Source organism: Streptomyces sp. ERV7 (assembly GCF_001653515.1).
Lineage (GTDB): Bacteria > Actinomycetota > Actinomycetes > Streptomycetales > Streptomycetaceae > Streptomyces.
On record NZ_LYOY01000001.1, the window covers coordinates 1148985 to 1161968 of the forward strand.

Genomic DNA, 12984 nt, shown 5'->3' on the forward strand with positions numbered 1-12984 from the left:
CTTGGAGATTCCCTCTCATTCCTAAAGTCCGAGTTGCTGGATGGTATGGATGTCACCAGGCGGCCCGCAGGCTCAAAGTGAGCCGGTCGTCAGTGAGGGTCGCGTCGAAATCGATTCCGCTGTCGATAATCGTGAGGACGTCGAGATACGTGTCGGCCGGGATGATAGCCACAGTGTCTTGGTTTGCGTCGGCGGTCAGGGGTGACGGCTGAGGACCGGCGGAGAACCTCAACTGGACGGGGAGGCCGTCAGCGACGGCCACTCCGGTGGTCGTGACATGCAAGGAGGTATGTCTGGCATCGAGCAGGCTGCCGATCATACTGGGGCGGCGAGTGCGGACGTATTCCAGCAGGTCGTTGATCTCATAGGAGGTGGCGGAAAATTCGCGGCGCCATCCGTCAATGTGGAGGTCGGTCAGCCAGGCGCGCAGTTCATCAGCGCCAATGTTCCGGTCGTTGGCCGACCGGCCGATCTGGTGGGCGAGGCGGCGGGAGGTGACACCAGCGTTTAGCAGGGCGAGGGCCTGAGCGGTGTCAACACCGTGGCGCAGGTGCCAACCGACGGTGGCGGGCAGCCTGATCTCGGCCCGGGCTTGTTCCAGACGAGTGTTGATGAGGTTGGTCAGCGCGCCGAGGGTCCAGGCGAGATAGTGCTCGAAGGTAACGCTGATGTTGCTGACGGTCTGTTCCAAAGCCCATTCGCGAGGCAGACCCGGCAGCCAGGCGTCGGCGAGGTCGGGGATGGTCGTACCACCGGTCCATCCGGTGATCGCCGCGGCAATGTCTACGTGGCGGCGAGCGCTGGTGCTGGTCCGCTTCTCAGTGAAAGTCCACGCTTCCTTGGCTTCTGGGAAAGTCAGCAGAACGCCGTACACGCCGTACTGGGTGAAGAAGTCCAGAGTCCGCTGGAGTGGCCATTCGTCAGGGAGCACGCCAGCCAAGACCTCTGCCCAGATGCCCTCGTAGGCCGGCGCGGTGGCGGCGGGGTCTCGCAGGAGGGCCTGGGCGAGGGCTTCGGCGATCGAGTCCAGGGCGCGGGCGGTGCCGATGCTGGTGCCCGGGGTGGTCCAGCGCCGCCGGGCGGCCGGTTCGGTGGCCTCGTACTGTTCGGCGACCTTTGTGGCCAGTTGCAGCCAGCGGTCCTTGAGATCGGGCGGTAGCTGTCGCATGGCCAACAGCCGCTCGACGGCGGCCATCGGCTCGATGGCCGTGAGGGTGGGAACGCGGGAGAGCGCGTCTAGGGTGAACCACACGTAGGAGGCGAAGTTGGCAGCGTGATTCTCGGCGAGCTTGAAGATGGCATCGGCGGTCTCAGCAATCAGCTGTTCGGCGGCGGCGAGGTCGGTCAGGGCGTCGTCGGTGCCGAGCGCGGACAGCACCTGCAGGCGCTCCGCGCCAGGTTCGAGCAGGGAAAAGTCGGGGGAGCGCGGGTCGCGGTGGCGGGTGAGCAGGATCCAGCCTTCGCTTTCGCGTCCGGCCCGTCCGGCACGGCCAACGGCGTTGAGCAGTTGCGCTGGTCCCATTTGCGGCTGGCCGGACCAGGTGCGTGGCAGACCGTCGTCGACCTCACTGTTGATGATGACGGAGCGCACCGGCAGGTTGACGCCGTCGGTGAGCGTGCTGGTACAGCACAGTGCTTTGAGCTGGTCGCTGCGCAGGGCGTCCTCGACGGCGTGCAGGACTTCGGCGGGCAGTTGGGCGTGGTGGTAGGCGACCCCGTGTCGGGCGCAGTCCACGATCGGGTGGTCGGCGCCGAGGGTGTCGGCGAGGAAGCCAGCGAGTGGGGCTGCGGGCGGGAATTCGGGCAGGAGAGCGGCGATGGCCTGGGCGGTGTTGCGTGTGGCGAGGCGGGAGGTGCAGACCACCAGGACACTGCCAGTGCGGGATAGGTGTGCAGCCCCAAATGCGAATAGGGCGTAGTTCGTCACCGATGAGGCCTGCTTGCCGGTGGTGTCGCCGGGGAACTTCTCACGGTAGACCCGCTGCCCTAGCGGCTGGTCACGCTGAGTGGCCATGTGAAAAGTCTTGCCGGCCGAGGTCGGGCGGACGCTGATGCGCAGGCCCATCGGCAGGACCGCCTCTGTGTTGCGGGTCCGGTTTGCGCGCGGCGGGAGCTTGGTACGGGTGAGCTGGTCAGAGAACTTGATTGGGCTCAGAAGACCGTGCAACCGACGGGGCCCGCGCCATTGCGAGGTGAACACGACGTCCTCGGCGGGCTGGCTGGGGTCGAGCCAGGCTGCGAGCTCAGCGTGGTTGCCGACCGCGGCAGACAGCAGGACCAGCCGCGGTGGGCTCGGATGGGCCTGGCAGAACGCCAAGAGTCCTTCGAGGAGGAAGCCGCGCTCCGTGTGCTGCATGTGATGAGCCTCGTCGACCACGATCAGGCCCACCCCCTCCAGTGCTGCATTCGCGTCCTGCCGCAGGGCGTGCATCAGCCGCTCGGGAGTGAGGACCTCCACATCTCCATCGCCGACTGTGGCTTGGGCGCCCGGCGCGGGGAAGTCGGGCAGGTCGTCGCCAAGTTTGCGGCCCAGCACTCGTAGCCGGGAGCGAAGGGCCTGGCGCATCTCCCGGCCCAGGCTGCGCAGCGGCGAGACATACAGCACCCGACCGGCACCAGCAGCCAGATGGGCGCAGATGACTAGCTGTGCCATGAGCGTCTTGCCAGCACTGGTCGGCACGCTGATCAGCAGCCGGGAGGTGGCTGGGTCCAGCGGGCGGGACTGTCGCAGCAGTTCCCGCTGCGGCGGCCACAGCGTCATCACTGGAGGGTCGGAGAGGGCGAAGGCCTGGGCGAGTGCTGGCGGGGTATCGGGAGGCAGCAGCCGCTGGAGACTGCCGTCGGCCAGGTCGTCCAGGAGTTCCAGCAGATGGGCGGCTACCCAGCGGGCGGAGCGGTCCGCTATGCCGGCGCTGCCAGTGACCACATCCCGCAGATGAGTCCGAGCGGTCTCCAATGCTGCGGGGTCGGCACGGGTAAGAAACAGTGTCAGGTTGTGAACCGCCTCAATGACGGCCTGCGCTGGGCCGTACATACTCTCTCGTAGATCGGTGACGCCAGCCAGCCGCTGCAGGTCACCCAACTGCCGTCGCCACACGCGCACCACCCGGGTCAGCCTGCGCCGCTGCAAACCCAAAAATGCCACCCCGGCCTCAACCGCGAGGGTGTCCAGGTGAGAGGCAAGTGATTCCTCGGTGACCAGGAGCGGGTCGACCTGCCGGAAGACCGCGGCAGCGTTCGGGTCCTGCTCGCATCGCCGGTAGCCAACCTGGGCGCCGAACGCCAGTGACAGCCGGCGGGCTCGAACCTCATCGGGATCCTGTGGCGTGCCCGTGGTTTCCGCGTCCGCTGTCTCCGCCAGGTCGTCCTCTTCGCCGGTCCTGTCGTCCTCGGGACCGTTGGTGGTGTCGAGACGATTACGGCGGTCGTCCAGAGCCAGTTCAAGGATGTGGGCACTGACGGCAAAGGCGTGTCGGCGCCGGACCGGGTCATACAAGTCGGTGCCCTCAAGTGCCGCAGCGACCCCGTGCAGGTACCAGGCCGTCCCTAGCAGTTGGTCCGGAACGCCAGCCTCGGACCTGATAGCGCCGACCTCAACCTCGGCGATCAGTGCGGCGAGTTCGTCTGGGGACGGCAGCAGGCCAGCCTCGTGGACGCCGAGCGCGATCGCAAGGATTTCGGGGTTTACAGTGCGGTCCACACCAGTTCCTGAACGTGCCGGGCGAAATCGGGGAAGTCATCGATGGCCACGATCATGCCTTCGAGTTGACCATCGTGCCGTAGGTGAGGAATCCGTTCGTGAGCCGTGGTGAAGGCGCGCTGTTTGGGAGCCGCAGACGTGTTAGTGGCCACGCTCACCCCGGCACCGCTGCTGGGATGCCCCTCCAGCCACAGATCGGCCAGCTCGCTGACGAATATACCGACGTCGCCAGAGACTTCCCGGTCGGCCCAGGCGATCTGGGAGATCACGTAGTTGATGCCGTGTTCCGATAGCTGATCCCACGCACCGCGGACCGTGTCGGTGACTGAATCATCCTTCCCGGTGTATTTCTTCATCTCCCACAGACGGAAGAGAAGTTCTGGTCCGGTACCTGAACGTGAGCGGTAGATGACCAGACCGTCTCCGCCGGAGTCGTTGACGTTGTCCTTGGGCGGGGTCAGGTACTCCCGTACCCGTGCGGGCGTATCCGGGCTCTCCAACGCCAGCAAGTACCAGAGCCATTCACCTACATGACCCGGCACTCCGTGATGCGGCTTAGCCGCCGGATCGATCTGCGGCTTGAATACCGGTTCCGCAAACGCCGTGACCAACTGCCGGCGTTGCCCAGTCAGCGGAGTGCCGCCCAGCGTGGCCGCTCTCCAAGAGTCGAATGCGTGTGTCACCTTGCCGCACCGCTGCCGCATCAAAGCCTCCGCGATGATCCATGCCACCGCCCCGCGCTCGGAGTCCGAATGCCCACCCATAGACACCAGCTCCCACGGGCATCGCTGGCCGGCTCCCCGACTGGCCCGAGTCGCGAACGCCGACACCTGCCCACCCCGGGCGGCCGCGAACTGCTCCGCTACCGCTGCCGGAACCCGGCTTCGAGGAGTGGGAACAGCTATGGACATGCGTACGCTCCGCTTCTACCCGTCACCGGCGAGTCCTCCTAGCATCGAAGACTATCTGGCCGCCCAAGCGTATGGCGGAACCTTCCTTTTCATCCGGAATCCCCTTACCCACTGCCTCGCCACCCCTGCTTCCCACCCCCTCCTGAACAAGGCCCAGGCCACCACCCTGTGGTCGAGCAGGTCTTCCTCGCCCAACTCGAACACGCCACAACGCCGCGTACGACCCCAGCGGCCGCGACCGCCGGGAATGGGCATCAGTGAAGATCGCCGCGGACTTCGAACCACCGCCCCTCCGCGAACCCAATGGCACACAGCCCACCGTGCCCCCACCAATCAACGGCAGCGAAGCCCGGCTCGCCTACGTTGTCGTCACCCGCACACGTCGACGCCTCGATCTCGGCGACCTGCCCTAGCTCAAGCCGCCCCTCGAGGCTTCCAGCCCATCGAACGAATGTGCGAACATTGAGTTAGGGTGCTCCTCATAGTCGAGACGACATAGATGATCCAAAGGGGGGTTATGGGCAACAGGAGGTGTGTATGTCGTTTACGCATCTCCGTGCAGCGAGCGGCTATTCGCTGCGCTACGGGGCCAGCCGCCCGCAGGCACTGGCAGAGCGGGCTGCAGAGCGGGGTCTCGACGCCCTGGCGCTGACCGATCGGGACTCTCTCGCAGGTGCGGTGCGCTTCGCCAAGGCGTGCGCGAAAGTCGGGGTCAGGCCTCTCTTCGGCGTTGATCTGGCCGTGCCTGGCGCGTCCCCGTCCGGGGCGGCGTCGGCGGTGCGGCAGCGGACCCCCGCCAGGGGCGGTGCGTTCGTGACGGAGGCGCCACTGCGGGCGGTGTTCCTGGCCCGGACCGCACACGGCTGGGCCGAGCTGTGCCGTCTCGTGTCGGCGGCGTCCGATCAGGGCGTCACCTGGGAGGACCTGGCCTGCGCGAACGGCGAGGTGTTCGTGCTGCTCGGGGCCGATTCCGAGGTGGGGCAGGCGCTGGCGTCGGGACGTCCCGACCGGGCCACTGCCCTACTTGATCCGTGGCGTGAGCGGTTCGGCCGGTCGTTGCGCCTTGAGGTGTCGTGGCACGGGCGGACCGGTACGGGTCCGGGTTCGTTGCGTCTTGCGGCACGGATGGCGGGTTTCGCCGCCGAACAGCAGGTGGAGGCTGTGCTGAGCAACGCCGTGCGGTATGCCGACCCGCATCAGGGTGAGGTCGCCGACATCCTGGACTCCGCCCGTTCGCTGGTGCCGATCGACGGCCGGGACGCGTCTCGTCTCGACGGCGGGCAGCGGTGGCTGAAGGATGCCGGGGAGATGGAGCGGATCGCCGGGCGGATCGCCGAGGCAGTGGGCGGCCGGGGCCTTCAGGCGCGGCGGCTGCTCGCAGTGACCGAGGAGACGGCGGCAGCCTGCGTGGTCGACCCGGGCGAGGCGTTCGGTCTGGGCCGGCTGAATCTTCCCGAGGCCGAGCTGGTGGGCGCGCGGGCGGACACCGCCGACCGCGTTCTCGCCGAGAAGTGCGCGGCGGGCATGATGAACCGCGGCTACCACCGGGAGGTGGAGCGCTGGGACCGGCTCGAGGACGAGCTGAGGATCATCGCCGGGCACGGTTTCGCCGGGTACTTCCTGACCGTCGCCGAGGTCGCGGCGGGGGCTCAGCGACTTGGCATCCGGGTCGCGGCCCGCGGCTCGGGCGTGGGCTCCCTCGTCACACATCTTCTGGGCATCAGCCCGGTCGACCCGGTGGCGCACGGCCTGCTCATGGAGCGGTTCCTGTCCGCACGGCGGTCCGCGCTGCCCGATATCGACCTGGATGTGGAGTCGGCCCGCCGCCTGGAGGTGTATCAGGCGGTACAGGAGCGGTTCGGGGCCGACCGGGTGGCGACGCTCGCGGTCTACAAGACGTACCGGGCGCGCGGGGCGATCGAGGACGTGGCCCGCGCCCGCGGCATGGCGCCGGACGAGGCGGCCCGGCTCGGCAAGGCGTTCCCGCACATCCGGGCGAAGGACGTGCGGGCCGCGCTCGCCGAGCTGCCGGAGCTGCGCGAGGTCGCCGCCGAGGACCACGGCCGGCTATGGGAGCTGGTGGAGGCGCTCGACGGGCTGCCGCACGAGGCGGCGATGCATCCGTGCGGACTGCTCGTCTCCAACGCGGGACTGCTGCGGCGCACCCCGGTGGCGCCGACCACGGTGGAGAACATCGCCATGTCTCAGTTCGACAAGGAAGACATCGAGGACACCGGCCACCCGAAGATCGACGTCATCGGCGTACGGATGCAGTCGGCGCTCGCGCACGCGGCCGCCGAGATAGAACGCGTCACCGGAGAACGGTTCGACCTGGACGACCCCGCGCAGGTGCCGCCGGACGACCCGGCCACCTACGACCTGATCACCTCCGGGGACACCCTGGGGACCTTCCAATTGGAAAGTCCGGGGCAGAGAGAGATGGTGCAGAATCTGCGGCCGCGGTCGTTCGACGACCTGGCGCTCGACATCAGCCTGTTTCGGCCGGGACCGGTCGCGGCGAATATGGTGGAGCCGTTGATCAAGGCCCGCGACGGCCAGAACCGTCCCCATTACGCGCATCCGGACCTGAAGCCGATCCTCGAGGAGACCGAGGGGCAGGTCGTCTTCCACGAGCAGGTCATCGCGATCATGACGACGCTGACCGGCTGCGACCGGGGCACGGCCGACGAGGCACGGCGTGCCCTGTCGGACCCCGAGCGGCAGGGCCGGGTACGAGCCTGGTTCGCGGACCGGGCTCGGAAGCGCGGCTATCCGGTCCAGGCCGTGCGCGACGTGTGGAAGATCCTGGAGGGCTTCGGCAGCTTCGGCTTCGCCAAGGCGCACGCCGCGGCGTTCGCGCAGCCCGCGTACCAGTCGAGCTGGCTCAAGGCCCATCGGATGGCGGCCCTGCTCGCGGGGCTGCTCACTCACGATCCGGGGATGTACCACAAGCGCGTTCTGGCCGCGGACGCGCGGCGTCACGGGGTGCCGCTGCTGCTGCCCGACATCAATGAGTCCCGGTCCGCACACATAATCGAACTGGCGTCTGACAGGTGGGGGGTGCGGATCGGCCTGTCGCAGGTCCGCGGCATCACGGAGGCCGAGAGCGGGCGCATCACCGCCGGGCAGCCGTACACCTCGCTCGAGGACTTCTGGCAGCGCGCCCGCCCCAGCCACCCGCTGGCCGAACGCCTGGCGCAGGTCGGTGCGTTGGACGCGTTCGGTCCCCGCCGCGAGCTGCTGCTGAAGGTCGCCGAGCTGCACCGCTCGGGTCGCAGCAAGGGCGGCTCGACCGCAGGCCAACTCCCCATGGAGAACACGGAGAGCGCAGAGGACGCCGGCGCCGGGCCGGACTGCACCGGCGCAGCCATCACCACGGGCCTGCCGGCTATGAGCGGCTCGGAGCAGCTCGCCGCCGAACTGGACGTGCTCGGCATGGATATCTCCCGCCACCTCCTCGACGAGCACCGGTCCCTGCTCGCCGAGATCGGCGCGACCCCCGCCGCCGATCTGCCACGGCTCCGGCACGGCGCAACCGTGCTCGTCGCCGGCGTCAAGGTCGCCACCCAGACCCCGCCGATCCGCTCCGGTAAGCGCGTCATCTTCGCCACCCTGGACGACCCCACCGGCCTGTCCGATCTGGCGTTCTTCGAGGACAGCCACGCGCGCTGCGCCCATACGGTGTTCCACAGCAGCCTGCTTCTCGTCCGCGGCACCCTGGCCCGCCGCGCGCCGCGCGCCTTCAGCATCACCGGCACCGCCGCCTGGAACCTGGCCGAGCTGATCGACCTGTACCGCGAAGGCGGCCCCGGCGCCGTCGCCGATCGCCTCACCCGCCCCGAGACCGCCGCACGCCGGACGGGCCCGCGCCGCACCATCACCCAGCCGACCGGCTACGCCCTGCACCCCTGGGCCGATCTGCAGCCGCCCGGCACCTCCGCCTCGGCCGCCCTGACCGCAGGGAACACTCTCGACCCCCTCAAGGGAAGGTCCTTCCACCATGCGAGTCCCGGAAGCGCGGGGTGACCGGCGATGATCCTCTACCTTCACTTCGGCGACCCACAGCCCGACGCCACCTACCGTCAACTCCTCGACATGATCGGCGAGTTCACGCCCGTCGCGCAGGCCCTGCCGCCGGACGCGGCGCTCGCTGACGTGTCCGGGAGCACCCGCTATTTCGACCGCGACGCCGCCGGGCTCGCGGCCCTGATCCGGATGCGCGCGGCGGCGGTCCACGGCCTCGACGTGACGGTCGGCATCGGCCCCAACCCGCTGCTCGCCCAGCTCGCCGCGCACCGCGGGGCGCCCGGCGCCATCCGTTCCATACCCGATGATCCCGAGGCCATCGTCCGGTTCCTCACCGGCCTTCCGGCCGCGGCACTGCCCGGCGTGGGCCCGGCCACCGCCCGCACTCTGGCCTCGTACGGCCTGCACACCGCCGACCAGATCGCCGCCACCCCGCTGCTGACGCTCCAGCGCATCCTGGGCACGGCGACCGGCCGCACGATCCGCGAGCGCGCGGCCGGCATCGACCCCGCGCGGGTCGTTGCGGGCGCCCCGCCCCGTACGTTCTGCGCCGAGCACCGCTTCACCCGCGACGAGCTCGACTCCGGGCGCCAGCGCGCCGCTCTGACCCATCTCGCCGAACAACTCGGCGCCCGGCTCCGCGACGAGCGGCAGGCGTGTCGTTCACTGGCACTGACCGTCCAGTACGCCGACCGTTCGACGACCACCCGCAGCCGCACCCTGTCCGAGTCCACAGCGCACAGCCCGCAGCTTCGAGCAGCTGCCCACGCGTTGCACTGGTCCCTGGGGCTGCAACGAGCCCGCGTCCGCTCGTTGACCCTGCGTGCGGACAAGCTCGGTGGCACCTCATCGGCCTCCCGGCAGTTGACCTTCGGCCCCGACGACGACAAGAACCGCCGCATCGAAGCCGCGGCCGACCGGGCCCGCGCCCGCTTCGGACCGGGCGCGGTGCGACCCGCCAGCACCGCGGGTCTGCAGTGAGCGACTGGCGGCGACGAACCCCCTGCAGGCAGAAAGAACCGAAGGATTCGGACCGGCATCTTGACACATGAACAGTGATAAACGAATCATGAATCATGTCTCAAAGTGCACCCGAGGGAATGCGGGAACTCTCGGTGAGCCTCTTCGGGAACCGCTACCGGGCGGAAGTGCTGCTCGCGCTCGCCCAGGCCGATGACCGGGGTGTCTGCATGGGAGACCTGGCGGCTTCCTACGGGATCTCCGCCAGCCTCTATCAGGCTCCGATTCGGGCGCTGGTGCGGGCGGGGCTGGCCGTACGGCTTCCGCGGAGTCCTGGGGAGCGGCGTCAGCACTACCGCCGCAGTGACGACAACGAGCTCTGGCAGTACCTGGAGGGCGTCTTGTGTCGTTTGGCAGCGGTGACAGGAACGGAACGGGTTGGATGACCGACGGGGCCGGTGTTTGCGGTCACGGCCGGGTGAGGCAGGGTGGAGACCATGATGACCTCGGTGGGTTCCGTGCTCGACGGCTCGGTGAAAACGGTGTCCGCCCAGCTTGCGGAGCAGGGCGCGCAGACAGTGTTTGCCGAGGTCATGGGGGAAAAGGCGTTGTTCTTCTACCGCCTGGACCCTATCGAGGACGAGCGTCGCCGGGAGGTCGGCGCGGAACACCTGGACCAGCGGCGGCCTCTGGAGACGCTGCTGTCGCTTCCGGTTGGCATGCCGGTTCCGCTGGCCTCATTGGACCAGCACGAGAAGCGGGCGCTGCGTTCCTTGCCGACCGGAGCGGCGGACCGTGACCGCCGGACGGTGACGCGGCGTGCGGTGCGCCCCTTGCAGGTGGATCTCGCCGTGGTGCCGGCGTCCGGGTGGCGCCAGGGACTGGAGAGGGCCGGTCGGTTCGCCCCGTTCTGCCGTCGGGCCATGCTGCTCAGCCGTCGTCCCGCGCGCCTGGACGAGGTGCTGGCCGAAGCGGATTTCTACGGCATCGGAGTTCTCATCGACCGGGGGGACGAGATCGAGATGGCGCTGGAACCTGAGGCCCACCGGCCGCAGCGGCATACCGCGGCGGCCTGGCGGTTCGTGGAGGAGCTGTATCAGCGGGTGCGCTGAATACATGGGGCTTCGGCCGCGGCGGGGGTGGCTTCAGGCGCGGCGAGGGCCCATCGGTTGAGCTGCTCGGGCACCTTGAAGGCGCCGGGCTGCCGGAGGGTGGCGTTCACCAAGGGGTACTGGTCGACGGCAGTGAGGCACCGGTTGTGCCACCACCGCTCCCGTTCGATCCCCGCGGGAATCGCGCGGAGATCGCGGAGCCAGCTCATGAGCACGGCGATGTTGTGGGCGGTGGCCTGCGCGGGCAGGGGCGCGTGGTTGCTGGTGAAAATGTCCAGGGCCCTCCCTTCGCAGGCGTAGCACTCGCAGATGGGTGCGGGGCCTCCACCGTACTTGTCCGCCAGGTTGTCCCCCAGGTAGAAGTCCATCAACTCGGGGTGAAGCACGTGCGGCGCCGTGGGCCCGCCGCCCCCTTTCCTGCTGGTCTGCGCCTTCTCCCCGGGAGCGACGATGTGCCGCAGGCCGCTGCTCCCGCCGAAAGCGGTGAAGAGCGCACCGGCTGCCAGAGCGCCGAAGGCGGCGAGATCGGCGCGAACCAGCGCGGCGTCCGACACTTCGGTGATCAGCAGGCGCAGGTGGGTGACTGCCTTCGCGTATCGCGAAAGCGGGTCCATCTGCCCGCCCAGCATGATCGCTTTGGGGCCCGGGACCAGCTGAAGGAAGCTGATCAACTGTTTTGTCGACTCCTCGTTCCGGAGCCATGCCACGTCGATCGGCACCGAGAAGATCACGGACGGGTCGCCGAGCTCGACCATGCGGCGGGCTGCGGCCCGGAGCGCGTCGGAGTCTTCGGCCTGGATATAGCCGGTCGGGGAGATCGGCACGGTGACGCCAGCCGCCCGCTGCCGGGAGAGGGAGACCTCCAGCGGGTCGTTCATGAAGAACCCGTCCGGTTCGTTCTCGGGGAACGGGGCCTCCTCAGTGGCGGGAGTCGATTCGTAGCAGGCCGGATCGGCAAGCAGGACTCCGCTGTACCCCTCGTTCCGTCGCATCCGCTGCGCCGTCCGCGCGGCAGTGTCGCCACACAGGAGCAGGCCGCTGAGGCTGGGGGCGATCTGTTCCGACACCCTCTTGACAAGGGTGGGGCGGGTCTGGATCAGCATGCGGCCGCGCAGCAGGCCGATACCGTCCGGAGTCGAGTCGGAGGGGCGAGGACGGGGCGGGACGGCGGAAGGGTCGGTCATGGACGGTCCTTCAATGCGACGACAACGGTGACGTGCGGTGACCTTCGACGTACAAGTGCTGGAAGTCCTCTGGCAGCAACCGGGCGCAGCCGGCTGCCGATTCGAGGGTAAGCCCGCGCTCGTCGAGCAATGTTCGTACGAGTGCGGGGACGGTCCGGGGTTGCTCGCGGGGGATCTCGACGGGTTCGGCCGTGCGGTAGCCGAGCGCGGACATCTCGATGACGAGGGTGCGGTGCTGCCATTCGGTCAGCGCGTTCAGGTCAAGGGCGCGGCGCAACAATGCGCTCATGGACACTCGCCAGGTCCGCTTGAGCTCCATGAGCCGTTGCAGATCGACACCGCCCTTGAAGGCGTTCCGGATATCCGCGGCCGGCATGAGCAGCTCCGCCGCGAAGGCGTCGGCCTGCTTCTCCTGCCGGGATCCGGTACCGGGTTCCACGTGCATGACCAGGTGGCCGAGTTCATGGGCGACGCTGAACCGGCAACGGTCACCGGGCGCCTGACCGTTGACCAGAAGCAGCGGCGAACCGCTCCCGTCCCACTGGCTGACGGCGTCCAGCAGATCGCTGCCGAGATCGCGTACGACCACCAGGGCGCCGGCGTTCTCGACCGCCTTGATCACATCCGGGAGCGGTCCGGGCGGCAACCGCCACGCTTTGCGTACTTGCCGTGCAGCATCCTTCGGGGTCGTGAGCAGATCCAGTGGAACGCGCAGGAAATCAGAGGCTTGATCAGAAGCCCCTGCCGCCGACGTGATCCCCTCCAACTGCATGCGAGTCAGGGCCAGTTGAGCGTGCACCTGGCGCAGCACGGAGGCGGACAGGGCGGCCTTCTTGCGGTGATGGATCAGCCCGACACCAACCCCTCCCACCTGCGGATCGACGCACAGCAGGTCTTGCGGGTAGCCCAGCGCGGCCGCATACCACTCCAGTCGGTCGTCGCAGACGGCGAGTCGTCCGGACTCCGCTCGGCTCACGTATCCCTGCGACACCGCCGTCGCCCCCATGGGAGATGCCTTGGTCATGGCGACAGAGACGTCCACCTGCGTGAGTCCGCGGGACTCACGCAGCAGAACGAGCATTCCGGGATGG

8 protein-coding genes are annotated in these 12984 nt (G+C 68.6%); 4 read left to right on the forward strand and 4 right to left on the reverse strand.

Features of this window, described 5'->3' with window-relative positions; genetic code table 11:
* Positions 1–52: 52 nt before the first annotated feature.
* The gene (locus A8W25_RS05180) at positions 53–3700 is read right to left on the reverse strand and encodes a DEAD/DEAH box helicase (RefSeq protein WP_067156372.1); all 3648 of its coding nucleotides are present in this window, start codon (positions 3698–3700) and stop codon (positions 53–55) included.
* Positions 3685–4431 (reverse strand): hypothetical protein, encoded by a 747-nt coding sequence (locus A8W25_RS05185; RefSeq protein WP_158942389.1) that lies wholly within the window; start codon positions 4429–4431, stop codon positions 3685–3687. The genes A8W25_RS05180 and A8W25_RS05185 overlap by 16 nt, the downstream gene beginning before the upstream one ends.
* A gap of 717 nt (positions 4432–5148) precedes the next feature.
* Here A8W25_RS05185 and A8W25_RS05190 point away from each other — a divergent pair.
* From A8W25_RS05190 to A8W25_RS05205, 4 genes are all read left to right on the forward strand, one after another.
* Positions 5149–8637: a DNA polymerase III subunit alpha gene (locus A8W25_RS05190; protein WP_067156378.1), complete on the forward strand. Its 3489-nt coding sequence runs from the start codon at positions 5149–5151 to the stop codon at positions 8635–8637.
* 6 nt (positions 8638–8643) lie between these two features.
* The gene (locus tag A8W25_RS05195; protein ID WP_067156381.1) at positions 8644–9618 is read left to right on the forward strand and encodes a DNA polymerase Y family protein; all 975 of its coding nucleotides are present in this window, start codon (positions 8644–8646) and stop codon (positions 9616–9618) included.
* A gap of 134 nt (positions 9619–9752) precedes the next feature.
* Positions 9753–10043 carry a hypothetical protein gene (locus tag A8W25_RS05200; protein WP_158942391.1) on the forward strand — a complete coding sequence of 97 codons (291 nt, stop codon included), beginning with the start codon at positions 9753–9755 and terminating at the stop codon, positions 10041–10043.
* A 42-nt stretch (positions 10044–10085) separates the two neighbouring features.
* The gene (locus A8W25_RS05205; RefSeq protein ID WP_079125809.1) at positions 10086–10709 is read left to right on the forward strand and encodes a hypothetical protein; all 624 of its coding nucleotides are present in this window, start codon (positions 10086–10088) and stop codon (positions 10707–10709) included.
* On the opposite strand, the gene A8W25_RS05210 is transcribed toward A8W25_RS05205, so the two are convergent.
* Both A8W25_RS05210 and A8W25_RS05215 read right to left on the reverse strand, forming a co-directional pair.
* Positions 10694–11893, reverse strand: a complete 1200-nt coding sequence (locus A8W25_RS05210) for a hypothetical protein (RefSeq protein WP_067156387.1) — start codon at positions 11891–11893, stop codon at positions 10694–10696. The genes A8W25_RS05205 and A8W25_RS05210 overlap by 16 nt on opposite strands.
* A 10-nt stretch (positions 11894–11903) precedes the next feature.
* The gene (locus tag A8W25_RS05215; protein WP_067156390.1) at positions 11904–12974 is read right to left on the reverse strand and encodes an ImmA/IrrE family metallo-endopeptidase; all 1071 of its coding nucleotides are present in this window, start codon (positions 12972–12974) and stop codon (positions 11904–11906) included.
* Positions 12975–12984 lie beyond the last annotated feature (10 nt).

Bases quoted from the DNA above. Each gene is read 5' to 3' on its own strand.
- A8W25_RS05215 (WP_067156390.1), bottom strand. From the start codon at position 12,974: ATGCTCGTTCTGCTGCGTGAGTCCCGCGGACTCACGCAGGTGGACGTC.
- A8W25_RS05210 (WP_067156387.1), bottom strand. From the start codon at position 11,893: ATGACCGACCCTTCCGCCGTCCCGCCCCGTCCTCGCCCCTCCGACTCG.
- A8W25_RS05195 (WP_067156381.1), top strand. From the start codon at position 8,644: ATGATCCTCTACCTTCACTTCGGCGACCCACAGCCCGACGCCACCTAC.
- A8W25_RS05190 (WP_067156378.1), top strand. From the start codon at position 5,149: ATGTCGTTTACGCATCTCCGTGCAGCGAGCGGCTATTCGCTGCGCTAC.